Raw genomic sequence first — 24,407 nt, 5'->3', positions numbered from 1 at the left:
CGGCCGCACGGGTCGCCGGCATCCCGCGGAGAAGGGCGAGCGTGCGGCGTCAGCGCCCCAGCAGCCGCCGCACGGCGCGGGTCGCGACGCCCAGCTCGGGCGCGCGCAGCAGCGCCAGCACGGCGACGTAGACGACGAGGGCGACCCCGCCGACGAGCGCCCCGCCGACGGCGCCCAGCAGCCGGTCGGAGGCCGTCCACCCGCTCGCCCCGCCGAGCAGCAGGAACAGCACCCATCCCGCCGCAAAGGCGGGCACCGCCGCGATCCCGAACCGGCCGAGCGCCCGCCAGGTCGGACGCAGCGCCCGCGTGTCGGTGTGCCGCCGCAGCAGCCGCAGCGCGACGGGCAGCTGCACGAACGTCGACAGCGACTGCGCCAGCGCGACGGCGGCGGCCAGGAACGCGAGGGGCAGCAGCCCGGCGGCGACGGCCCCCGCCGCCAGGCCCGCGCCCGCCGCGGCCAGCGCCGCCTGCACGAACGAGAACACGAACGGCAGCCGCGTGTCCTGGAAGGCGAAGAACCCGCGCCGCACGATCACGAGAACCCCGAACGGCACGAGCGCGAGCAGGTACGCGCACAGCACCCACGCCATCGCGACGGCGCCGTCGGCGCTGTTCGTGAACACGCGCGACACCGGGACGGATGCCGCCGCCAGCGCCGCCGTGAACCCGAACGCGAACACGCTCAGCGCCCGGATCGACTCGTCGAGGTTGGGGCCGACGGCATCCATCCGCCCCGCGGCGACCTCTTCGGCCAGGCGCGTGAAGTACGTCGTCGAGATCGACATCGCCACGATCGAGTGCGGCAGCATGAACACGAGCCACGCGTAGACCATGACCGCCATGCCCGCCTCGCCGGATGCCGCCGACACCACCTGCGACTGCACGATCCCGGCGACCTGGCCCACGACGACGGCGAGGAACGTCCACCACGCGAGCGTGCCGATGTGCCGCAGTCCCATGCCGCGCCAGCCGAAGTCGGGGCGCACGTGCAGCCCCGTGCGCTTCCAGAAGAACAGCAGCAGCACCGACTGCAGCGCGATGCCCGCCGTCGCGGTGCCGCCGAGGAGCGCCACCATGCCGGCATCCCACGCGCCGACCGCGGTGTGCGGGCCGCCGAACACCGCGAGGAACACCCCGAACCCGGCGATCGAGACGAGGTTGTTGATCGTCGGCGCCCAACTGTACGGGCCGAACACCTTGCGGGCGTTGAGCACTTCGCCCAGCAGCGCGAACACGCCGTAGAAGAGCAGTTGCGGCAGCACCCAGTACGCGAACGCCAGCGTGAGGGCGCGCTGATCGGCCGTGAAGTTCGGCGCGTACAGCCAGATCAGCAGGGGTGCGATCGCGATGACGACGGCGGTCGCCACGACCAGCAGCACCGTGCCGAGCGTCAGCAGCTTCGACACGTAGCGCGAGCCGCCGTCGCTGTGCGCGGCGGCCTTCACGATCTGCGGCACGATGATGCCCGTGATCACTCCCGCCGCGAGCAGTTCGTAGACGTTGGTGGGCAGCATCGCCGCGACGGCGAACGCGTCGGCGGCGCGGCTCATGTACGAGCCGAGCACGGCGACCAGCACGATCGAGCGCAGCAGCCCGGTCAGCCGCGAGAACAGCGTGCCGGCGCCGATGAGGGCGCTCGCCCGGCCGAGGCTAGCCATCGGAGTGCTCCTCGTCGGCCTGCCCGGCATCCCTCCGTCTGCGGCGCCGGCGCAGCACGGTGCGCACGGCGCCGAGCACGATCATGCCGGCCAGGAGCACGACCACCACGATGATCCCGACCGACTCCCACTCCGCCCGCACGGCGACGTGCACGGGCGTCGAGGGGCCGATCGCGACCATCGTGGGGCTGCGCAGCTGCAGGCGCAGAGCCGACTCGCCGCTGCCGACGCGGGCCTCGACGGGAACCTGCACTCGCGTGTTCTGTGCCGCCCCGGCCTCGACCGGCGTCGTGTTCTGGACGATCAGGCGCGGGTCGCCGGGCGTCGTGATGAGCACGAGCGACACCGGCCAGGGCAGGTCGTTGCGGATGCTGAAGGTCAGCGGCGCGCTCGATGCCAGCAGCGTGATGCCGCTGGGGGGGACGAGGCCGACGGCGTCGAGGGTCGTCACCGTCGCGGCGCGGTGGTCGGAGACCGCCGTCGTGAAGCCCGTCGCGTCGTCGAGCCACGCGGCGCCGATCAGCTGCAGCACCTCGGCGCGCTCACGGGCGGTGAGCACGGCGGGGTCGTCGAGGATCGTGGCGAAGGCGGTGAGGGTCGACTCGTCGTCGAGCAGCGTCGTCAGCGCGGCCGCGCGTGCGGGGTCGGTGCTCGCGGCATCCGTCACGGTGACGGTGCTCGCCGTCGCCGCCAGGAGGGGGCCGAGGCCGGGTTCGGGGTGGCTGGCGAGAGCCGTGGCGGCGTCGATGGCGGCACGGATCGCCGAGGCCGACCGCCCCGTCCCGCGGTCGATCGTCACGAGCAGCGTCGAGGCGTTCGCCGAGGCGAGGGAGGTGTAGGCGGATGCCGCGGCCAGCGCGGCATCCTGCGTCACGGCGTCGGTCGCGGTCGAGGCGCGGCGCAGGGCCGCGGAGACCTCCGCGTCGTAGACGAGCAGCTGGGCGTCGCCCGCGGCGGCGCGGGGCGTCGTCGGGGTCGCGGGCGTGACGGTGCTGGAGGCGACGAGCGTCACCGACGGGGCGTCGTCGGTCGTCAGTGCGCCGAGAGCTGCGACCGTGGCCGCGTCGGAGCTGCCCGTCGCGGGCCACAGGATGCCGCCGGCGGCGGGGAATCCGCCGATGTCGGTCAGCTCTTCGAGCGTCGGCAGGGCCGCGTCGTCGCCGTCGGGGGCGTTCGTCGCCGACGCGAAGCCGGTGTCGGACAGCAACGGCGACAGCGTCGGCACGGTCAGCGGCGTGGTGAGGCCGGCCGCGACCTGCGTCGCGAGGTCGGCGTCGCCGAACTGCAGTGCGAAGCGCGAGTTCGGCAGGGCGAGCAGGTCGGCCAGCCACTGCTGGGCCGACGCCGGAGCGGTCGTGCCCAGCACCCGGATCGCCGCGGGGATCGCGGGGTCCACCGCGAGGATCGCGGGGGTTCCGGTGACGGCGTCGAGCTGCTCGCGCAGGTCGCCGCCGGGAGCGGTGAGCGTCGCGAGCTGGTCGGCGGTGAGCAGCCCCGCGGTCAGCGCCGGAGCCGTGATCGGGACGACGACGGCGACCGCGGTGGTGGCGGCATCCGGGACCACGAGCACGCTGCCGGTCACGGCGCCGGTCGGCGCGGAGGTCGCACTGAGCGGGTACACGCCGGGTGTCAGGTCGGCGAGAGAGGTCGTGTCAATCGTGGTGGTGGTCGTGCTCGCGCCGTGAGCCGCGATTCCCGCCAGGTCGAGCTGGGCCAGCTCCTGCTCGCCGGCCGTCGGGTTCTCCAGCCACGCGGCGACGGCGGCGTCGGAGGTGAGCGCGGTGCGCGAGAGGGCGAGGTGCACGGTGCCGCCGGCGACCGTCCAGTCGTTCGGGTTCGCGACGGCGATCGTGACGGTCAGCGGGGTTCCGGCCGTGAGGATGCCGCCTCCGCCCGGGCTCATCGCGAAGCTCAACGGCTGCGTCACGGGGGCGCCGTCGGTCGTGGCCGCTGCGGCCGCGGCGCCCGCCATCGCTGGCGTCGTCGCCAGCAGCCCGACGAGCAGCGCGACCGCGACGGTCAGGGCGCGCGCGGTGCGGGCGGCGGACGAACTCAAGGTCATGGCGGGAATCGACTCCTGTGCGATGCGTGCCGCACGTCAGGTGCGATTCTAGGGTCACGGCGCTGAACGCCCGCCGAGACGGGCCGCGCGCGCGTCGATTGCGGGCGGTTGGGCGAGGATGGATGCCGTGAATGCTCCCACCGCCACCCCCGATCCGGCGCGGGCCCGCGCGCTGCGCGCCGACCTGTCGAGCGCCGGGTACACCGCGGAGGGCGTGCGCGGCGCGTGGGGCGCGGTGGCCGACGACGCCGTCGGGCGGGGGCTGACCGGCCCCGCCCTCACGGCGCTCGCCGGCCGCAGCGACGCCCTCGCCGTGCTCGCCCGCGCGCTGTTCCTCGGCGCCCGCACCCCGCGCGCCGACCTGGATCGTGCGCTGCCGAGCCTCGGCGCGGCGGGCCTGGCGGCGCTCGGCCTGGCGGCCGTCGACGACGGCACCGTCACCCCGCTCGCGCTGCTGCGTCCGCAGGGCTTCGCGGGCGAGAACGGCAGCGGCTGCTGGTGGATCGCGAGCGACCTCGACGAGACCGCCCTGCGCCTGGGTGACCGCTCCGGCGCGCTGCCCACCGATCACGTGCTGGGAGTCGGCGGGGCGTCGCTGACCCTCGCCGGCCTGCAGCTGCCGACGCCCGCCGGCCGCGTGCTGGACGTCGGCTGCGGCTGCGGCATCCAGGCACTGCGGGCGCTCGCGAGCGGGTCGGCATCCGTCGTCGCGACCGACGTGTCGCAGCGCGCCCTCGCCTTCACCCGGCTGAACGCCCTGTTGAACGACGTCACCGTCGAGACGCGGCGCGGAAGCCTGTTCGAGCCGGTCGCGGGCGAGGAGTTCGACCGGGTCGTGTCGAATCCGCCGTTCGTCATCACGCCGCGGGCGGCGGGAGTGCCGGAGTACGAGTACCGCGACGCCGGATTCGCCGGCGACGACCTCGTCGCCGCGTTCGTGTCGGGGGTCGCAGCGGCACTGGCGCCCGGCGGCGTGGCGCAGCTGCTCGGCAACTGGGAGTACCGCGACGGGGCCGACGGGCTGGCGCGGGTGCGGTCGTGGGTGGAAGCATCGCCCGTGCCGATGGATGCCTGGGTCGTCGAGCGGGAGAACCTCGACCCGCTCGCCTACGCCGAGCTGTGGGTGCGCGACGGCGGCACGACGCCCGGATCCCCCGAGTACGCGGCGCTCATCGACGCGTGGCTCGCTGATTTCGCCGCTCGCGGGGTGACCGCGATCGGGTTCGGGTATCTGCTGCTGCGGCGGGTGGCGGGCGTGCCGGTGCTGTCGCGGTACGAGCGGGTGACGCAGCCGCTGCCGGGCGGGCCGGGAGCGCCGGGGTTGGGGGCGCACCTCGCGCGGGCGCTCGCCGTCGCGGATCGGCTCGCCGCGGTGGATGACGATGCGCTCGCCGCCGAGAGGTTCGTGGTCGCCGACGACGTCACCGAGGCCCGGCATCATCTGCCCGGCGCCGAGGGGCCGAGCGTTATCGAACTGCGTCAGGGCGGCGGGTTCGCCCGCACGATCGAGGTCGACCCGGCTCTGGCGGCGCTCGTCGGTGCCTCGGACGGCGAACTGACCGTCGGCCAGCTCGTCGCGGCCATCGCCGACCTGCTCGACGTGGATGCCGACGCCCTGCGCGCCGACCTGCTCCCGCGCGTGCGTGAGCTCGCCTTCACCGGGTTCCTCGGGTTCGCGCGCGCGGCGCGCTGATCCGGCGTCGCTCGAAGGGGTGGCGGTTGTTGTGGCTTCCGCGCGGGGACCCTGCAATGACTGCCATGCGAAGGGGATGCGGGCGCGTGTGCGCTCGAAGGGGTGGCGGTTGTTGTGGTTTCCGTGCGGGGGATCCCGCTACGACTGCCATGTGAAGGGGATGCCGGCCCCGCCCGGCGTCGGCGGGCACTACCCGCCAAGTAGGCTCGACGCATGCTCAACATGGCCGAAGGTCTCGATCGGCTGGGGACTCTCGCGACCTCGCCGATCATGGCGACCCTGGGCGCGGCGTTCGCGCGGGAGGGCTTCGAGCTGGCCATCGTCGGCGGCCCGGTGCGCGACGCGCTGCTGGGCCGGCCCACCAACGATCTCGACCTGACGACGAACGCGCGGCCCGACGACATCCTGCGCATCGTGAAGCCGCTCGCGAAGGCGACGTGGGACATCGGCCGCGCCTTCGGCACGATCGGGGCGAAGATCGCGGGGCCTTCCGGAACCTCCGAGCAGGTCGAGATCACGACCTATCGCGCCGACAGCTACGACGGCCGCACACGCAAGCCGACCGTCGAGTTCGGCGACAGCCTCGACGGCGACCTCGTCCGCCGCGACTTCACGGTCGGCGCGATGGCGCTGCGGCTGCCGATCCCGGCGCTGGTCGACCCGACCGGAGGGGTCGAAGACCTCGTCGCGGGGGTGCTGCGCACTCCCGGCGACCCCGACGTGAGCTTCGGCGACGATCCGTTGCGGATGCTGCGCGCCGCCCGCTTCGCCAGCCAGCTCGGCTTTCAGGTGGCGCCCGCGACGCTGGAGTCGATGGCGCGACTGCGCGAGACGATCCGCATCGTGAGCCCCGAGCGGGTGCAGGCCGAGCTCGTCAAGCTGCTGGCGACCGATGACCCGGGTTCCGGCATCCGGATCCTCGTCGACACCGGCCTCATGGGCGAGATCCTCCCCGAGGTTCCCGCGCTGCGGCTCGAAGTGGACGAGCACCATCACCACAAAGACGTCTACGAGCACTCGCTGACGGTGCTGCAGCAGGCGATCGAGCTGGAGCACCGGCGCCACCGGGGCGCGCCCCCCGACGTCACCCTGCGCCTGGCCGCGCTGCTGCACGACGTGGGCAAGCCCGCGACCCGCACGCTCGAGCCGGGCGGCGGCGTGAGCTTCCACCACCACGATGTCAAGGGCGCGCGTCTCGCGCGCAAGCGCCTGCAGGCCCTGCGCTTCGACTCCGCGACGACGGATGCCGTCTGCCAGCTCATCGAACAGCATCTGCGTTTCTTCGGCTACGCCGAGGGCGCGTGGACCGACTCTGCCGTGCGCCGGTACGTGCGGGATGCCGGCGACCAGCTCGAGCGACTGCACATCCTCACCCGGGCCGATGTGACGACCCGCAACCGCCGCAAGGCGGCGCGCCTGGCCGCCGCCTACGACGACATCGAGCGCCGCATCGCGGAGCTCGCGGCACAGGAGGAGCTCGACGCGATGCGCCCCGAGCTCGACGGCAACCGCATCCAGGAGGTGCTCGGCATCGGCCCGGGCCGTGAGGTGGGCGAGGCGTACCGGTTCCTCCTCGAGCTGCGCCTCGACGAGGGCGTCGTCGGCCCCGATGCGGCCGAGCAGCGCCTGCGCGACTGGTGGGCTGGCAGGATGGGCGCATGACCGACGAGGCGCCCACCCCCGAGCTCGCCCACCTGGCCGAGGCGTACGGCATCGCGACGCAGTACTGGTCGTTCTTCGGCGAGCAGGTGACGGTGCCCGCCTCGACCCTCCGGGCCGTGCTCGCGGCGATGCACGTCGACGCGACGACGGATGCCGCCGTCGGCGCCGCCCTGCACGAGGTCGACGAGCGCCCCTGGCGCGCGCTGCTGCCGCCGAGCTTCGTCACGCGCCCGGGCGCCCGGACGCTCCCGGTCACCGTCGCCGACGCGCACGACGTGCGACTGACGGTCGCGCTCGAAGACGGCGGGGCGCGCGAGCTGCCGATCCCCGAGCAGCGGCCCGCCGCCCGCACCGTCGACGGCGCGCTGTACTGGCGCGTCGAGGTGCCGATCCCGGCCGACTTCCCGCTCGGCTGGCACACGGTGCAGGCCACCCAGGTGCCGTTCGGCGGCGGAGCGCCCGACCGCACGGCATCCGCCCCTCTCGTCGTCACGCCCGAGCGCCTGCCGGCGCCCCGACCCGGGCCGGACGCGGCTGGGGACTCATGGCGCAGCTGTACTCGGTGCGCTCGCGGGCCTCGTGGGGCATGGGCGACTTCGCCGACCTCGGCGACCTCGCCGCCGTCGCGGGAGCCCGCGGGGCCGATTTCCTGCTCGTGAACCCGATCCACGCGGCGGACGTGGCGAGCCCCATCGAGGCCTCGCCCTACCGGCCCGCGACGCGCCGCTTCCTCGCGCCGCTGTACGTGCGGCCCGAGGACATCCGCGAGTGGGCGTATCTGGATGCCTCGAGCCGCGCCGCCCTCGACGCCATGCGCGCCCCGGTCGCCAAGAGCAACGACGACCCCTCGCGCATCGACCGCGACGCCGTGTGGGCCGCCAAGCGCCGCGCCCTCGACGTCGTCTTCATGATGCCGCGGTCGGCGGGGCGCGAGGCCGAGCTCGCCGCCTTCGCCGCCCGCGAGGGGCAGCCGCTGCAGGACTTCGCCCTGTGGTGCGCCCTCGAGGAGCACTATGCCGGCGCCGAGCGCCCCGCCGAGGCGTGGGACATCGACTCGGAGCTGGTCGCCGACCTGCGCGCGCGCCTGGCCCGCAGGGTCGCCTTCCACGTGTGGCTGCAGTGGGTCACCGACCAGCAGGTCGAGCGCGCTCAGGCCGAGGCGCGGGCCTCGGGCATGGCGATCGGCATCATGCACGACCTGGCGGTCGGCGTGCACCCGCTCGGGTCGGACGCCTGGTCGCTGCGCGCGCTGTACGCGCAGGGGGTGTCGGTGGGCGCGCCCGCGGACATGTACAACCAGCACGGTCAGAGCTGGAACCAGCCGCCGTGGCTGCCGGGCGCGCTCGCCGAGGCCGGCTACGCGCCGCTGCGCGACATGCTCCGCACGCTGCTGCGCCACGCGGGGGCGCTGCGCATCGACCACGTCATCGGGTTGTTCCGGCTGTGGTGGATCCCCGAGGGGCTCAGCCCCGCGGCCGGCACCTATGTGCGCTACGACCACGAGGCGATGATCGGCGTGCTCACGCTCGAGGCGCAGCGCGCCGGCGCCGTGCTGATCGGCGAGGATCTCGGCAACGTCGAGCCGTGGGTGCGCGACTATCTCGCCGACCGCGGCATCCTGGGGACGTCCGTGCTGTGGTTCGAGCGCGAGGGCGACGGATTCCGCCCGCCCGAGCACTACCGCGAGGCCCTGCTCGCGACGGTCAACACGCACGACCTGCCGCCCACGGCGGGATACCTCGCCGACGAGCACGTCGCCCTGCGCGCCCGGCTGGGCCTTTTGACCCGCCCCGTCGCGGACGAGCTGGCGGATGCCGCCGCCGAGCGCGCCGCCATGCTCGCCCTGCTGCGTCGGCGCGGCCTCATCGGCGAGGACCCGACCGAGGAGCAGGTCATCGCGGCGCTGAACGTGCTGATCGCGGCATCCCCCTCGCGCCTGCTCGGGGTCGCCCTCGTCGATGCCGTCGGTGAGCGCCGCACGCAGAACCAGCCGGGCACCGACCAGGAGTACCCGAACTGGCAGATCCCGCTCGCCGGCGCCGACGGCCGGGCCGTGCTGCTCGACGACCTCGCCGCGAACCCCCGTTTCGTGGCGCTGACCCACGCCGTCGACGCCGCCCTGTAGCGCACCGGTGGCAGTGTCCCGTGAGGGAGACTGTTGAGCGCGCGCGCCCGCCTCTACACTGGTCGCCGTGCCCTCGTCGTGGTCGACGCGCCGTGAAGTCTCGCCCGAGACCTCGCGGTTGCTGATCGAGCGCGCGCACGAAGAGCTGATCGGCGGGAACGATCGCGACCCGCGACTCAGCCAGATCCGTCCGCTCGTGCAGGATTCATGGCGACGATCGCTTGCACACCTCGTGGGCGCCGAGGCGTTGCCTCAGCCGGAGCTGACTGACGAGGAGCTCGAAGCGTACCGCAAGGCGCATCCGCTTGCGGAGGCGATGGGGATGATTCGCCAACTACTGACACCCGACGCCGAATCGGGTGTCGTCATCGCCGTCGGCGACGCCGTCGGGCGTCTGCTTTGGGTCGAAGGCGATCGCAGCATCCGCACGCTCGCCGGACGCATGGGGTTCATCGCGGGGACGAACTGGTCCGAGGCTGCCGTCGGCACCGCCGCACCCGGAACGGCTCTTGCCCTCGGCAGGTCGGTACAGATCCACGGCGCGGAGCACTTCAACCGGTTTGCGCAGCCGTGGTCGTGCACGGCGGCTCCGGTGCACGACCCCGAGACCCGCCGTGTGCTGGGCGTGATCGATGTGACCGGCGGGGCCGACGCGGCCACGCCCCAGGCGCAGCTGCTCGTGGACGCTACGGCGCGGGCCGTGGAGGGAGAGCTGCTGGTCGCCCGGTTGCGCGCGCGTGCCGCGGCACCGCCGGCGCCGCGGCGGGCGCGGCGGGCAGCCCCCGACGCCGCTGCGGCGGCCACGACGCTGCGGGTGCTCGGCCGCGATCGCGCCCTGCTGGAGGTCGCGGGGCCGGGCAGCGCGGCCGTCACCGAGCTGTCAGCCCGGCACGCCGAGCTCCTGCTGATGCTGGCGGTGCATCGCCAGGGGCTGTCGGCGCAGCGGCTCGGGCAGCTCGTCTATGGCGAGGATGCCGAAGGCACCCTGCGCGCGGAACTGGTTCGGCTGCGCAAGGTGCTCGAGCGGGTGGCGCCGCAACTGGTCCCCGCGACGCGCCCCTACCGGCTGAGCACGCCCTTGCATACCGATGCCCATCAGGTCGTGGCGCTTCTGGACCGCGGAGCGCACCGGGTCGCGCTGACCGCCTACCGCGGCCGGGTGCTGCCGGACTCCGTCGCGCCGGGGGTCGAGGAGTTCCGCGAATCGGTGCGCCAGGCACTGCGCGACGCCCTGCTGGCCGAGGGCTCGGTCGAGGTGTTGCTCGCATTCGCCGACACCGACGATGGCTCTGACGACACCCAGGTGCTGCGGTTGGCTCTGGAGATGCTGCCGCCGCGCTCGCCGCGGCGGGCGGGCCTGGTCGCGCGGATCGAGAAGCTCGAGGCCTGACAGGTCTCGCCGCGGGAACCCTTCGCAACCGGATGCAACGTTGCGCGGCGTAGTTTCTTCGTCACCACAGCGCGGCAGGGCCGTCGCGACTGATGCACTGTCGAAGGAGACAACATGACCATTGTCGAAGAGGGCGTCTCAACTGCTTACACCGCCCCCGGGCAGCCCGGCGCGATCGCCGACTATCGTCCCCGGTACGGCCACTACATCGGTGGTGAGTTCGTCGAACCGGTCAAGGGCCAGTACTTCGAGAACATCACCCCCGTCACCGGGAAGCCGTTCTGCGAGGTCGGGCGCGGCACCGTGGAAGACATCGACCGCGCCGTCGAGGTCGCCTGGAAGGCCTTTGCGTCGTGGAAGAAGACCACGGCCGCCGAGCGTTCGGTCATCCTCAACAAGATCGCCGACCGCATCGAGGCGAACCTCGAGCGCATCGCCATCGCCGAGACGTGGGAGAACGGCAAGCCGGTGCGCGAGACGCTGGCCGCCGACATCCCGCTTGCGATCGACCACTTCCGCTACTTCGCCGGGGTGCTGCGCGCGCAGGAGGGCTCGATCAGCCAGCTCGACGACGATACCGTCGCGTACCATTTCCATGAGCCGCTGGGCGTCGTCGGCCAGATCATCCCGTGGAACTTCCCGATCCTGATGGCGACGTGGAAGCTCGCGCCCGCCCTCGCCGCCGGCAACTGCGTCGTGATCAAGCCCGCCGAGCAGACTCCGGCATCCCTCCTGTTCCTGTTCGAGATCATCGGCGACCTGATCCCCCCCGGGGTCGTGAACATCGTCAACGGCTTCGGCATCGAGGCCGGTGCGCCGCTCGCATCGCACAAGCGCATCCGCAAGGTCGCGTTCACGGGCGAGACGACGACGGGGCGCCTGATCATGCAGTACGCGTCGCAGAATCTCATTCCGGTCACGCTCGAACTCGGCGGCAAGAGCCCGAACGTCTTCTTCGCCGACGTCGCATCGAGCCGAGACGCGTTCTACGACAAGGCTTTGGAAGGGTTCACGATGTTCGCCCTGAACCAGGGCGAGGTGTGCACGTGCCCGTCGCGCGCGCTCATCCAGCGGTCGATCTACGACTCGTTCCTGGCCGACGGCCTCGAGCGCGTTGGCAAGATCGTGCAGGGCAACCCGCTCGACCCCGCGACGATGATCGGCGCGCAGGCGTCCAACGATCAGCTGGAGAAGATCCTCAGCTACATCGAGATCGGCAAGGCGCAGGGTGCGAAGGTGCTCACCGGTGGTGAGCGCGTCGACCTCGGCGGCGACCTCAGCGAGGGCTACTACATCACCCCGACGGTGTTCGAGGGCACGAACGACATGCGGATCTTCCAGGAGGAGATCTTCGGGCCGGTCGTGTCAGTGACGGGCTTCGACGACTTCGACGATGCCATCTCGATCGCCAACGACACCCTCTATGGCCTGGGTGCCGGGGTGTGGAGCCGCAACCTCGATACCGCCTACCGCGCGGGCCGTCAGATCGAGGCGGGCCGCGTCTGGACCAACACGTACCATCAGTACCCCGCGCACGCGGCGTTCGGCGGATACAAGCAGTCGGGCATCGGGCGCGAGAACCACCTCAGGATGCTCGACCACTACCAGCAGACGAAGAACCTGCTGGTGTCGTACGCCGAAGGTGCGATGGGCTTCTTCTGAGATGACCTCTTCCACCAGCAGGGTCGCCGTGACGGATGCCGCGGCGGCCCTGCTGCGCCGGCTCACCGCACAGCACGGCAAGCTCATGTTCCACCAGTCGGGCGGATGCTGCGACGGCAGCGCGCCGATGTGCTACCCCGTCGGCATGTTCGTCACCGGCCCCAGCGACGTTCTGCTGGGGGCGATCGATGCGGGTCTGGACGATCCCATCGAGGTGTACATGTCCGAGGCGCAGTTCGAATACTGGAAGTACACGCATCTGACCATCGACGCGGTGCCCGGCCGTGGTGCCGGTTTCAGTGTCGAGGCCCCACCGGCATGCGCTTCCTGACCCGCTCCCGGATGCTCGACGACGTCGAGCTGCGTCATTTCGGCCTGGTCTGACCCGCCCGCGAGACTGCACTGGTGCACCGAGACAGCAGCCGGCACCCGCAGTCTCGGTGCACGGATGCTGTCTCGGGGACGGAGGGATCGCGGGCGGGGGTTGGTACGCACGTCGGCGTACGGCACGGGGCTGCGGGTGCCAGGCCTGCCGGCATCCCCTCACGCGCCCGTCACGACCTCGCCGTGACATTCGTCATGCGCGGCGCATCCTGAGTGTCGTGCCTGGTGTCGGTGGTCGCCCTCATACTCTGGTGATATGACCCTCGAACAGCTCCCCGGTGCTCCGGCCGAACTGAGAGAGAGTCGTAAGGCGCGCGGTGCGTTCTTCACGCCTGCAGGCATCACGAGGCACCTCGCCGACTGGGCCATTCGCGATCCCGGCGCCTTGGTTCTCGAACCTTCCGCGGGCGAGGCCGCGTTCCTGCTGGCGGCGACCGCACGGCTGCGTGCGCTCGGCGCCGCTTCGCCGCAGGTGCACGGAGTCGAACTCCACGAAGACTCGGCTCGTATCGCCCGTCGGCTGATCTCGGAGGCCGGCGGCGATGCCCGCATTCGCGTGGCGGACTTCTTCTGCACGGAGGCCCGGCCGGTCTTCGACGCGGTGATCGGCAATCCACCGTTCATCCGATACCAGGATTTCGCTGGCGAGGCCCGCGATCGTGCGCGCTTCGCGGCGCTGCAGCAGGGCGTCGCCCTCAGCGGCCTGGCATCGTCGTGGGCCGCGTTCGTCGTGCATTCGGCAGCTCATCTCAAGCCCGGCGGGCGGCTCGGCATGGTGCTGCCGGCCGAGTTGCTTTCGGTGAACTACGCGGCTCCCGTGCGTCGATTCCTGCTGGAGCGCTTCGCCAGCGTCGAACTCGTCGTCTTCGACGAACAGGTGTTCCCCGACGCGGAAGCCGACACCGTGCTCGTCAAGGCCGATGGATGGGGAGCGACACCGGCGGGCCAGGCGATACTGCACCAGACGCGCAACGCCGAGACGGTTCGCGACCTGGGATCCGGCACGCGCTGGTCGCCGACCGACCCGGGCGACAGGTGGCACGCGGACCCGCTGCGCCAGGGCAGCATCGACGCGCTCGCCGCACAGCTTCTCAGTGGCGGGTTCACACCGCTGCAGGAGTATGGCGAGACGTCGCTCGGAGCTGTCACGGGTTCCAATCGGTTCTTCGCACTGTCCCCGCGGCAAGTCGCTCAGTTCGGCATCCCGCGTCGGGATCTTGTACGCATCAGCCCGCCGGGGAGCGGTCATCTTCGCGGACTCGCGCTGACCGACTCGGCGATGACCAGACTGGGGCGGGCCGGACGTGCGACGTGGCTGCTCGCTCCGTCGGACAGGCCGGCAAACGAGACGCTCAGCTATCTCGAGTCCGGCGAATCGATGGACGTCCACACGGCGTACAAGTGCCGTGTCCGCCCACAGTGGTGGCGTGTGCCGCTGCTCGCCGCCCCCGACCTGTTCCTCACCTACATGAATGCCGACACGGCCAGGCTTTCGACCAACCGTGCGAGCGTGCGGCACCTCAACTCTGTGCACGGTGTGTATCTGTCAGAAGAGCACCGGGATCTCGCACGCGACCTCTTGCCGATCGCGTCCCTGAACTCGCTGACGCTACTCGCCGCCGAACTCGTCGGCCGTTCGTATGGCGGTGGCATCCTGAAGATCGAACCTCGAGAGGCGGATCGCTGGTGGATGCCGTCGGCGGCTCTGCTGGAAGAGAAGCGCGAGGCTCTTGCCGCGCTCGTGCCGAACGTGCGGAGCCTGCTGCGGGCACGGAATCTCGCGCGCGCCGTCGCGCTCATCGATGACGTGCTGTTGGCCGATCGTCTGTCGCCGGGGGAACTCGCGGCCGTTCGTGCTGATCACGGAGACCGCGTGGCGCGCCGAGTGTTGAGGGGAAGAAGTGGCTGACAGTGTCAAGCGCCGCGCGTGGGCGATCTTCGACCGGATCGTCTCGGACGCCGCGCCGAACGGTGAGTTTACGAGTCCCTGGCGGGAGGGTGTGTACGAACCCGACTGGGAGGTGCTGCAGAAGCTGCTCGGGGCCGCGCTGTACCTCAAGGCGAAGACCACGACTCAGGTACCCGCTCTCGCCCTGGATGTCTGGACGGCCTATGAGCTACGCCGAGCCGGTTTCGCGCCCGACGCCGTCTGGCCACGCGCGGAACACCCACGCGTGATGCCGAGGCCGATAGCCGCATTGATTCCCCAGGTGTACCGCGACGACAAGGCAGGGCTCCTCAAGAAGCTCGCTCAGCAGGCACCCATGACGAATGTCGTCGCGACGGATGCACGCATCCTCGGCAAGCACTACATGAAGCAGGTCGACGTCGTGATGTCGTCGTGGGAGACCGGCCCCGAGTTGTTGATCTCCACCAAACGCATGGACTCGTCGTTCGGCAAGAACGCGGCCAACCGCGTTGAGGAGTCGTATGGCGACGCGAAGAACCTGCGCTCCCGGCATCCGCTGGCCGCGCTGGGGTTCCTTTACGCGCTGCGCTCCACGATTCTGACGACGGAACCTGATAAGGCTCTCTGGCTCATCGATCTGCTCACCAAGCTCGGGCAGGAGGACGACGCCTACGACGCCGTCGGACTGATCATGCTGGACTACGAAGTGGACGGTCCTGAAGACTCCGACGGCGGGCTGGCCGACGAGGACGCGCTTGAGGGCGCCGGGATCGCAGACCTTCACACCGCGGACGCGGAGGACGACGCCCCTGATGTCGCTCTGAGCGAAGTCGATGATGCCCTGCGCAACCTCCCTGTCGTTCACCTTCGCCATGACGTCGTCCCCGATCGTCTGCAGGCCGGACGTTTCCTGGCTGAGATGGTGCTGCATGTCCTCGCCGCCACCCCGGTGAACTTCCACGCCGACGCGCGCTACCGCTACCTAAACGGCGGAGGGTCGTAGGAGTTGAACGTGGTATTGGAGACCACCGGACGTGACGCTCGGTTTCAGTCTCGTCACGATTCGGGTCGGTGAGGCGTTCGCGGCCGCACGCGGGGTGAATGATGGAGGTTCGGATCCCGCCCACCGACGGGATCGACCTTCACACAGCAGAGGTAATACCCATGACACTGCACTCCTTCTCCCGGCGCGGCCGTATCGGCCTCGCCATCGGGGCCTTCGGCGCATCCGCGCTGCTGCTGGCCGGCTGCGCCGGCGGCGGCGGCACGGGCGACAGCACCGATGCCGGCACCTCGAGCGAGCCGATCATGGTCGGCACCACAGACAAGATCACCTCGATCGACCCGGCCGGCTCGTACGACAACGGCTCGTTCGCCGTCATGAACCAGGTCTACCCGTTCCTGCTGAACAGCGTGTACGGCACCGCCGACGTCACCCCCGACATCGCCGCCACGGCCGAGTTCACCTCGCCCACCGAGTACACGGTCACGCTCAAGCCGGATCTGAAGTTCGCCAACGGCCACGACCTCACCTCGTCGGACGTGAAGTTCTCGTTCGACCGCCAGGTCGCCATCAACGACCCGAACGGCCCCGCGTCGCTGCTCGGCAACCTCGACAGCGTCGAGGCGCCCGACGACACGACGGTCGTCTTCCACCTGAAGAACGGCAACGACCAGGTCTGGCCGCAGATCCTGTCGAGCCCCGCCGCGCCCATCGTCGACGAAGAGGTCTTCGCCGCCGACGCGGTCACCCCCGACGACGACATCGTCACGGGCAACGCCTTCGCCGGCCAGTACGTCATCGACTCGTACAAGGTCAACGAGCTCATCTCCTACAAGCCGTACGACGGCTACCAGGGCAACCTCGGCGCGGCCGAGAACGCGGGCGTGACGGTCAAGTACTACGCCGACGCCTCCAACCTGAAGCTCGACATCTCCAGCGGCGGCATCGACGTGGCCTTCCGCAGCCTCAGCGCGACCGACTACGCCGACCTCGCGACCAACGACAAGGTGAAGCTCGTCAACGGCCCCGGCGGCGAGATCCGCTACATCGTCTTCAACTTCAACACGATGCCCTTCGGCGCCACCACCGCCGAGGCCGACGCCGCGAAGTCGCTGGCCGTGCGCCAGGCGGCGGCCGACCTGGTCGACCGTCAGGAGATCGCCACCGACGTCTACAAGGACACCTACTCGCCGCTGTACTCGTACGTGCCGCAGGGTCTGACGGGTGCCAACGAGGCGCTGAAGGATCTCTACGGCGACGGTGACGGCGGACCCGACCTCGACAAGGCCAAGGCCACGCTCGAGGCCGCCGGCGTCACGACGCCGGTCGAGCTGAACATCCAGTACAACGGCGACCACTACGGCCCCTCGTCGGGCGACGAGTACGCCGCCATCAAGTCGCAGCTGGAGGAGGGCGGCCTGTTCACGGTCAACCTGGCCCAGACCGAGTGGGTGCAGTACTCGAAGGACCGCTCGGCCGACGTGTACCCGATCTACCAGCTCGGGTGGTTCCCGGACTACTCCGACGCCAGCAACTACCTGGCGCCGTTCTTCGCGAAGGAAAACTTCCTGAACAACCACTACGACAACGCCGACGTCCAGGCCCTGATCACCCAGCAGGCGACCGAGACCGACGCGGATGCTCGTACCCAGCAGATCGAACAGATCCAGGACAAGGTGGCCGCCGACCTGTCCACGCTGCCCCTGCTGCAGGGCACGCAGATCGCGGTCGTGGGCGCCTCCGTCGAGGGCACCACGCTCGACGGGTCGTTCAAGTTCCGCTACGCGCCGCTGCACAAGTGACGCACCGCGCGGGCCGGGGGTCGTCCCCGGCCCGCGCTGTCTCCTAAGGTTCTCGTATGGTCACTGCTGTCGACGCGGCCGATGTCGTCGCAAAGCCCGTCTCCGCCCAGCGCGGCGGGCTGTGGCGCTACATCCTGGTCCGCCTCGTGCTGATCATCCCCACGGTGTTCATCCTCGTCACCGTCGTGTTCGTGCTCATGCGCATCACGGGCGACCCCATCACGGCGGCCCTCGGCGGGCGGCTGCCGGCCGACCAGCTGGCGCAGCGCATCCACGACGCCGGCTACGACCGTCCGCTGATCGTGCAGTACTTCGACTACCTCGCGGGCATCTTCCGCGGCGACTTCGGCACGACGCTGACCGACAACCGGCCTGTCACCGAGGTGCTGCTGCACTATGGTGCGGCGACCCTGGAGCTCGCGTTCTACGCCCTGATCGTCGCCTTCCTCATCGGCATCCCGTGCGGACTCGTCGCCGCCTACCGGCGCGATCGCTGGCAGGATGCCGTGCTGCGCACCGGTGCGATCCTCGCCTACGCGACCCCCATCTTCTTCGTCGGCCTGGTGCTCAAGCTCATCTTCTCCATCTGGCTGGGCTGGCTGCCCGCCAACGGCCGCGCGAGCACGCGCGTCGAACTGCAGCTCGGGTCGGTCGACCCGCCCACCGGCATCTTCCTCGTCGACGCGATCCGCCTGGGCAGCCCCGCGGCGGTCGGCGACGTGCTGCTGCACGCCGTGCTGCCCGGGCTCGCGCTGGGCCTGCTGACCGCCGGCATCTTCCTGCGGCTCGTGCGCACCAACGTCATCGGCACGCTCGGCGCGCAGTACGTCACCTCCGCCCGCTCGCGCGGCGTCAGGGAGTATCGCCTCGTCACCAAGCACGCCTACCGGCCGGCGCTGATCCCGATCATCACGGTCATCGGCCTGCAGATCGCGATGCTGCTGGCCGGCGCCGTGCTCACCGAGACGACCTTCGAGTGGAAGGGCATCGGCTTCATGCTGTCGGAGTATCTGAAGGCGCGCGACTTCGTCGCCGTGCAGGGCATCGTCGTGATGATCGCCGTCGTCGTGGCCGTGACCAACTTCGTCGTCGACATCATCGCGGCGTTCATCGACCCGCGCGTGCGGTATTGAGGTGAGGTACTGACATGACGGATGCCGCCTCCTCCCCCGGGGTCTCGCAGCCCGGGCCCGTCAAGCCCCCGCTGCGCGACCGGCTGCCGATCGTCTCGCACCTGCGGCGCAGCGTCGGGCTGCAGCGCACGATGCTGGTGATCGGGCTCGTGATCCTCGTCGTCTTCCTGCTGGCCGCCGTGTTCGCCCCGCTGCTCGCACCCTACGGATTCGCGCAGCAGTCCGCCGGCGGCGTCAAGTTCGGCACGCAGCAGCCGCCGAACGCGACCAACCTGCTCGGCACCACCGTGAGCGGGTTCGACGTGCTCTCGCGCACGATCTGGGGCGCCCAGACGGCGCTGCTGGCGATCGTCTGCGCCATCTTGTTCTCGATCTTCCTCGGGATCTTCCTCGGCCTGTTCAGCGGCTACTTCGGCGGGTGGCTCGACCGTACGCTCGTCGTGGTCTGCGACGCGATCTACGCGTTCCCCTCGCTGCTGCTGGCGATCGTCATGTCGATCGTGATCAGCCGCGGGCAGTCGACGCTGTGGGGCGGCATCCTCGCCACCGCGATCGCCATCACCGTCGTGTTCGTGCCGCAGTACTTCCGCGTCATCCGCGCCGAGGTCGTGCGCGTGAAGGCCGAGCCGTTCGTCGAGTCGGCGCGGGTGATCGGGGTGCCGACCGGCCGCATCCTCGTGCGGCACGTGCTGCGCAACTCGACGCGCTCGCTGCCGGTCGTGATCACCCTCAACGCCTCCGAGGCGCTGCTGACGATGGCGGGTCTGGGCTTCCTCGGCTTCGGCATCGAGGCGACCGCCGCGGCCGAGTGGGGCTACGACCTCAACCGCGCCGTCGCCGACGTCGCGAGCGGCATCTGGTGGACCGCCATCCCGCCGGGCGTCGCGATCGTGCTCGTCGTGCTGGGCGTGACGCTCGTGGGCGAGAGCCTGAACGACCTCAGCGACCCCCGGCTGCGCACGCGCCGCCGGGCACGGAGCGTGCCGGCATCCGTCACCCCTGCGCAGGTGCGCACGTCGGGCGAGGCCGCGAGCGAAGGGGGCATCTCGTGACCGACGTGGCGCGCATCGACGACCTCAGCGTGACCTTCGCGACCGACGGCGAGCCGGTCGCCGCCGTCAAGAGCATCTCGCTCGCGGCGCACGCCGGCGAGGTGCTCGCCATCGTCGGCGAGTCGGGATCGGGCAAGACCGTCACGGCGAACACCCTGCTCGGGCTGCTGCCCGAGACGGCCACGCTGTCGGGTGCCGTCGTCATCCGCGGCCGGTCGGGCGACGAGACCGACATCGTCCACGCGACGCACGCCGACCTGCGGCGGATGCGTGGACGCGACGCGGCGATGGTGTTCCAGGAGCCGTCGACGGCGTTGAACCCGGTGTACACGGTCGGCTGGCAGATCCAGGAGGGCTTGCGCGCGCACGAGAACCTCTCCAAGGCCCAGCTGCGCGAGAAGACCGTCGACATCCTGAGGCTCGTCGGCATCCCCGATCCGGAGACGCGGGTCGACGACTATCCGCACCAGTTCTCGGGCGGGCAGAAGCAGCGCATCGTCATCGCGATGGCGCTCGTGCTCGACGCCGGGCTCATCATCGCCGACGAGCCGACGACGGCGCTCGACGTCACGGTTCAGGCCGAGATCCTCGAGCTGCTGCGCACGTGCCGCGACCAGTTCGGCGCCACGATCGTCATCATCACGCACAACATGGGCGTCGTCGCCGACCTCGCCGACCGCGTGATCGTCATGTACCAGGGCGACATCGTCGAGCAGGCGGGCGTGCGCGAGCTGTTCGCCGACCCGCAGCAGGAGTACACGAAGCAGCTGCTCGCCGCCGTGCCGCGCGTCGGCCGGGGCAAGAGCAGCCGGCAGGATCCTTCGGTTTCGGCGCCTTCCGGACCGCCCGCGGATGCCCTCGTCGTCGCCCGCGGTGCCCAGATCGGCTACCCCGGCCGGTTCGGCTCGCCGGGCGTGATCGCCGTGAAGGGCGTCGACTTCTGGATCGGGCCGGGCGAAGTGCTGGGCCTCGTCGGCGAGTCGGGGTCGGGCAAGACGACGATCGGCCGGGCCATGGTGGGCCTGACCGACGTCGTCGGCGGGTCGCTGACCGTGCTCGGGCAGGAGCTGCGCGGCGCGAAGCCACGCCAGCTCGTGCGCCTGCGCCCCGACATCGGTTTCGTCTTCCAGGATCCCGCGACGAGCTTCAACCCGCTGCTGACGATCGCCGAGTGCATCGCCGAGCCGCTCGTCGTGCACGGGCGGTTCCGCGACCCGGCACGCGCGCGCGGGCGGGTGAACGAGCTGCTGGATGCCGTGAACCTCCCGGTCTTCTACGGCGACCGCTATCCGCACGAGCTGTCGGGAGGGCAGCGCCAGCGCGCGTCGCTGGCGCGAGCCCTCGCGCTGGCGCCCAAGCTGCTCATCGCCGACGAGCCCACGAGCGCGCTGGACGTGTCGGTGCAGGCCCGCGTGCTCGAGCTGTTCGCCCGGCTGCAGCGCGAGCTCGGCTTCGCGTCGCTGTTCATCAGCCACGACCTCGCCGTCATCGACGAGGTGGCCGACCGCGTCGTCGTGCTGCGCTACGGCGAGATCCGCGAGCAGGGCACGACCGTGCAGGTGCTCACCGACCCGCAGGACGACTACACCCGGCGCCTGCTCGCCTCGCTCCCCGTCCCCGACCCGGTCGCACAGGCCGCGCGCCGCGCCGCGTGGGTCGCCCAGGCGGGCTGACCCGCCGGCCGACCCCGGCTGTTGACCCCTGCGGTTGACCCCGGTGGGCCGACCCTGGCGGTTGACCCCGGCATCCGTCCCCGCCACAAACGGCGACATCTGTGAGGTTTCGCGAGACCTCGCAGATGTCCGCTTCTGCGGCGAAATGGGCCGTAGATCGAGACATTTGTGAGGTTTCGCGGGGCGTGAGGGCGGCGGCATCCATTCATCCGTCGCAAATCGCGCTGAAGGGCCGGCGTGGTCGTGGTTTGCGTCGGATGAGGTGGTGGGCTCGGCGGTCATCCGTCGCATATCGTGCCGAGGGGCCGGTGTGGCCGTGGTTTGCGTCGGATGAACAGGCGCGGTCAGCGGAAGAAGGCGCCGAGCACCGCGCCAGACATCGAACTGGCCGAGGATCACCGTGAGGACGATCACGCCGAACATGATGAGCGCGGCCGGCATCCGGAGCGCGGCCGGCATCCGTCACGTGCCCGAGCGCCGGACCACCGCCGCCGTCCACGAGACGGTCGTCTCGCCAGCGCTCCCACTGCGCGAACTCGTCGACCCGCGCCGCGATCGTGGCGACCAGCCACGCCCACATCTCCGGATCGAGGGTCACGATCTCGCGCGGGGCGTACAGGAACAGCCAGTCGTCGACGATCTCGACATCCCGCGCCGCGGCGTGGTCGACGAACCGCGCCATGATGTCGGGCGTGAACAGGTACAGCGCGTCGGTCCGGTACCCGCGCGGGCAGTGCAGCGCGAAAGAGCGGTCGAAGTCGCCCTCCGGGCGCAGCCGCGGGTCTTTGTCGAAGGATGCCGGCGGGTTCGGCCCGAACACGGAGTTGTTGCCGACGGCATCCAGCACGATGTTCGGCAGCGGCGGAGCCTTCACCTCGGGCACCGGGTCATCGCGTTCGCGGTGGCGAATCGGTCGAGGCGCCACCAGCGCTCGCGGTCGCTGCCGAACAGCCGTCGCCCGAGCATGACGGCCACCAAGACGACGAAGGCGACCATCGCAATCACCGCCATGGCCAGGACAGCCAGAACGTCGCCGGCACGGAGGAGCCGGCCGCGGCCATCGAGCGACCCACGGCCGACAGCACGGAGGTGCACGCGCCCGCCACACGGGACGGCGGTATTTCGGGGAGCGCAAATGGTTCCCGAAACACCGGTTCGGCGACCATTTGCGCTCCCCGAACGCGGCGGTCGGGTCGGGTGCCGGCATCCGGTAGACTGTCACGGTTGTGTGCCTACAGGGCATGCACGTGCATCAACCCTCCTGATGCCGGGAAATGCCCGGCATCCGTTCTAGTCCGAAGGAGGTGGGTTAGTGACGCACTCACACCAGTACGAGCTCATGGTCATCCTCGACCCCGAGATCGACGAGCGTCAGGTGGCCCCCAAGCTCGACGGGTTCCTCAAGGTGATCACCGGTGACGGTGGCACGATCGAGAACGTCGACATCTGGGGCAAGCGCCGCCTGGCGTACGAGATCCAGAAGAAGAACGAGGGCATCTACGCCGTCGTCAACTTCACCGCGACCAGCGCCGCGACGCAGGAGCTCGACCGTCAGTTGAAGCTGAACGAGCAGATCATGCGCACCAAGGTTCTGCGTGCCGAGGAGGCGATCGCCCAGGTCGCCGCCGAGAAGGAGCGCGCCGAGGCCAAGGCCGCCCGCAAGGCAGCGAAGGCGTAACGACGATGGCCGGCGAGACCGTCATCACCGTCGTGGGCAACCTCACGGCAGACCCCGAGCTGCGCTACACGCAGAACGGCCTGCCGGTCGCGAACTTCACGATCGCGTCGACGCCGCGCAACTTCGACCGTCAGGCGAACGAGTGGAAGGACGGCGAAGCGCTGTTCCTCCGCGCGAGCGTGTGGCGCGAGTTCGCCGAGCACGTCGCGGGCTCCCTCACCAAGGGCTCGCGCGTCATCGCGACCGGGCGGCTGAAGCAGCGGTCGTACCAGGACCGCGAGGGCAACAACCGCACCGCGATCGAGCTGGAGGTCGACGAGATTGGCCCCTCGCTGCGCTACGCGACCGCCCAGGTCACACGCGCGGCATCCGGCGGAGGCAACTTCGGCGGCGGCCAAGGTGGCGCAGGCTCCGGCGCACCGCAGGCGCGCCCGCAGGTGCAGCAGGACGAGCCGTGGGCGACCCCCGGTTCTTCCGCGCCCGACGCGTGGAGTGCCCCCGGCGCCTACGGCGACGACACCCCGTTCTGAATTTCGGATGCCGCGGCATCCATCACCACATTTAAGGAAACACAATGGCTGGAAAGGCTACCGGCGATCGCCGCAAGCCGCGGAAGGGCGCGAAGAACGCCGCTCCCGCGAAGGCGATCCGCGTCGGCGTCATCGACTACAAGGACGTCGCGACGCTTCGCAAGTTCATCTCGGAGCGCGGCAAGATCCGCGCCCGCCGTATCACCGGTGTCTCGGTGCAGGAGCAGCGTCTGATCGCCAAGGCGATCAAGAACGCGCGCGAAATGGCGCTCCTGCCTTACGCCGGCGCTGGCCGCTAAGGAGCACCTCATGGCAAAGCTGATTCTCACGAACGAGGTTGCCGGGCTCGGAAGCGCCGGCGACGTCATCGAGGTCAAGAACGGGTACGCCCGCAACTACCTCATCCCCCAGGGCTTCGCGGTGGCGTGGACCCGCGGCGGCGAGAAGCAGGTGGCATCCATCCGTGCCGCCCGCGACGCCCGCGCGATCCACGACCACGAGGAGGCCGTGGCCCTCAAGGACGCCCTCGAGTCGAACAAGGTCAAGCTGTCGGTCAAGGCCGGCAAGGAAGGCCGTCTGTTCGGTTCGGTCAAGACCGCCGATGTCGCCGACGCCGTCAAGGCTGCGGGGCTGGGCGAGCTCGACAAGCGCAAGATCCACATCACCGCGCCGATCAAGGCCGTGGGCGAGCACGAGGCGACCGTGCGCCTGCGCGACGACCTCACCGCCGTGATCACCCTGCAGGTGGTCGCCGCGAAGTAATTCGCCGCAACGACGGATGCCGTGGCCCTTTCGGGGTCGCGGCATCCGTGTTTTCCGGGCACTTTGTCCCCAACTGAAGGCCCTTCGGAGAACCTTCAATTCAGGGTTTACATAGGTTTCCCCTCCACAGGATGTGGAAGAAGAAAACCCAGGTCAGGGCATGAATAAATTTCGTCGCTCTCCGCGTGTCGCGGAGTTGTCCACAGGCGCTGTGCACAGGCATCCCG

At 70.6% G+C, this 24,407-nt stretch carries 20 protein-coding genes and 1 pseudogene; 17 read left to right on the top strand and 4 right to left on the bottom strand.

What is annotated here, in order from left to right; all coding sequences use genetic code 11:
* Positions 1-49: 49 nt before the first annotated feature.
* Positions 50-1,660 carry a murein biosynthesis integral membrane protein MurJ gene (gene murJ / locus QM720_RS05555; RefSeq protein WP_415125154.1) on the bottom strand — a complete coding sequence of 537 codons (1,611 nt, stop codon included), beginning with the start codon at positions 1,658-1,660 and terminating at the stop codon, positions 50-52.
* A complete protein-coding gene (locus QM720_RS05550) occupies positions 1,653-3,722 on the bottom strand; it encodes a DUF6049 family protein (RefSeq protein ID WP_415125153.1) in 2,070 nt (689 codons plus the stop codon). The genes murJ and QM720_RS05550 overlap by 8 nt, the downstream gene beginning before the upstream one ends.
* Before the next feature lie 118 nt (positions 3,723-3,840).
* Between QM720_RS05550 and QM720_RS05545 the strand changes: the two genes are divergently transcribed.
* The 13 genes and pseudogenes from QM720_RS05545 (at position 3,841) to QM720_RS05485 (ending at position 21,210) form a co-directional block, all read left to right on the top strand.
* Entirely contained in the window at positions 3,841-5,415 is a 1,575-nt protein-coding gene (locus QM720_RS05545; protein ID WP_415125152.1) for a methyltransferase, read from the top strand.
* 213 nt (positions 5,416-5,628) lie between these two features.
* Positions 5,629-7,077 carry a CCA tRNA nucleotidyltransferase gene (locus QM720_RS05540; protein ID WP_415125151.1) on the top strand — a complete coding sequence of 483 codons (1,449 nt, stop codon included), beginning with the start codon at positions 5,629-5,631 and terminating at the stop codon, positions 7,075-7,077.
* Positions 7,074-7,736, top strand: coding sequence for a hypothetical protein (locus QM720_RS05535; RefSeq protein ID WP_415125150.1), 663 nt, complete (start codon positions 7,074-7,076; stop codon positions 7,734-7,736). Before QM720_RS05540 ends, QM720_RS05535 begins: the two co-directional genes overlap by 4 nt.
* Positions 7,622-9,202 (top strand): 4-alpha-glucanotransferase, encoded by a 1,581-nt coding sequence (gene malQ / locus QM720_RS05530; RefSeq protein WP_415125149.1) that lies wholly within the window; start codon positions 7,622-7,624, stop codon positions 9,200-9,202. Before QM720_RS05535 ends, malQ begins: the two co-directional genes overlap by 115 nt.
* 67 nt (positions 9,203-9,269) lie before the next feature.
* Positions 9,270-10,592 carry a GAF domain-containing protein gene (locus tag QM720_RS05525; RefSeq protein ID WP_415125148.1) on the top strand — a complete coding sequence of 441 codons (1,323 nt, stop codon included), beginning with the start codon at positions 9,270-9,272 and terminating at the stop codon, positions 10,590-10,592.
* A 114-nt stretch (positions 10,593-10,706) separates the two neighbouring features.
* Positions 10,707-12,254, top strand: a complete 1,548-nt coding sequence (locus tag QM720_RS05520) for an aldehyde dehydrogenase family protein (protein ID WP_415125147.1) — start codon at positions 10,707-10,709, stop codon at positions 12,252-12,254.
* 1 nt (position 12,255) lies between these two features.
* Positions 12,256-12,638 (top strand): annotated as a pseudogene (locus tag QM720_RS05515) (DUF779 domain-containing protein).
* A 256-nt stretch (positions 12,639-12,894) separates the two neighbouring features.
* Positions 12,895-14,547: an HsdM family class I SAM-dependent methyltransferase gene (locus QM720_RS05510; RefSeq protein WP_415125146.1), complete on the top strand. Its 1,653-nt coding sequence runs from the start codon at positions 12,895-12,897 to the stop codon at positions 14,545-14,547.
* On the top strand, positions 14,540-15,550 hold the full coding sequence (locus QM720_RS05505; RefSeq protein ID WP_415125145.1) for a hypothetical protein: 1,011 nt from the start codon (positions 14,540-14,542) through the stop codon (positions 15,548-15,550). The genes QM720_RS05510 and QM720_RS05505 overlap by 8 nt, the downstream gene beginning before the upstream one ends.
* Positions 15,551-15,711: 161 nt before the next feature.
* Positions 15,712-17,352, top strand: a complete 1,641-nt coding sequence (locus tag QM720_RS05500; protein WP_415125144.1) for an ABC transporter substrate-binding protein — start codon at positions 15,712-15,714, stop codon at positions 17,350-17,352.
* 56 nt (positions 17,353-17,408) lie between these two features.
* Entirely contained in the window at positions 17,409-18,485 is a 1,077-nt protein-coding gene (locus QM720_RS05495) for an ABC transporter permease (protein WP_415125143.1), read from the top strand.
* A gap of 14 nt (positions 18,486-18,499) precedes the next feature.
* Positions 18,500-19,537, top strand: a complete 1,038-nt coding sequence (locus QM720_RS05490; RefSeq protein ID WP_415125142.1) for an ABC transporter permease — start codon at positions 18,500-18,502, stop codon at positions 19,535-19,537.
* On the top strand, positions 19,534-21,210 hold the full coding sequence (locus QM720_RS05485; RefSeq protein WP_415125141.1) for a dipeptide ABC transporter ATP-binding protein: 1,677 nt from the start codon (positions 19,534-19,536) through the stop codon (positions 21,208-21,210). The genes QM720_RS05490 and QM720_RS05485 overlap by 4 nt, the downstream gene beginning before the upstream one ends.
* A 205-nt stretch (positions 21,211-21,415) precedes the next feature.
* Here QM720_RS05485 and QM720_RS05480 read toward each other — a convergent pair whose 3' ends face one another.
* Positions 21,416-22,093: a hypothetical protein gene (locus tag QM720_RS05480; RefSeq protein WP_415125140.1), complete on the bottom strand. Its 678-nt coding sequence runs from the start codon at positions 22,091-22,093 to the stop codon at positions 21,416-21,418.
* Positions 22,081-22,221 (bottom strand): hypothetical protein, encoded by a 141-nt coding sequence (locus tag QM720_RS05475; protein WP_415125139.1) that lies wholly within the window; start codon positions 22,219-22,221, stop codon positions 22,081-22,083. Before QM720_RS05475 ends, QM720_RS05480 begins: the two co-directional genes overlap by 13 nt.
* A gap of 328 nt (positions 22,222-22,549) precedes the next feature.
* On the opposite strand from QM720_RS05475, the gene rpsF reads away from it, so the two are divergent.
* Genes rpsF through rplI form a run of 4 tightly spaced genes read left to right on the top strand, consistent with a single transcriptional unit; the run spans position 22,550 to position 24,180 of the window.
* Positions 22,550-22,888 carry a 30S ribosomal protein S6 gene (rpsF, locus tag QM720_RS05470; RefSeq protein WP_415127823.1) on the top strand — a complete coding sequence of 113 codons (339 nt, stop codon included), beginning with the start codon at positions 22,550-22,552 and terminating at the stop codon, positions 22,886-22,888.
* A 5-nt stretch (positions 22,889-22,893) separates the two neighbouring features.
* Complete coding sequence (locus QM720_RS05465; protein WP_415125138.1) at positions 22,894-23,418, top strand: single-stranded DNA-binding protein; 525 nt, start codon at positions 22,894-22,896, stop codon at positions 23,416-23,418.
* A 44-nt stretch (positions 23,419-23,462) separates the two neighbouring features.
* The gene (rpsR, locus tag QM720_RS05460) at positions 23,463-23,717 is read left to right on the top strand and encodes a 30S ribosomal protein S18 (protein ID WP_005054609.1); all 255 of its coding nucleotides are present in this window, start codon (positions 23,463-23,465) and stop codon (positions 23,715-23,717) included.
* A 10-nt stretch (positions 23,718-23,727) separates the two neighbouring features.
* Positions 23,728-24,180: a 50S ribosomal protein L9 gene (gene rplI / locus QM720_RS05455; protein WP_415125137.1), complete on the top strand. Its 453-nt coding sequence runs from the start codon at positions 23,728-23,730 to the stop codon at positions 24,178-24,180.
* Positions 24,181-24,407 lie beyond the last annotated feature (227 nt).

This window comes from Microbacterium sp. (genome assembly GCF_047602155.1).
Classification (GTDB): Bacteria; Actinomycetota; Actinomycetes; order Actinomycetales; family Microbacteriaceae; genus Microbacterium.
Note: the sequence above shows the minus strand (reverse complement) of the source record. Positions and strands in the feature narration are given on the sequence as shown.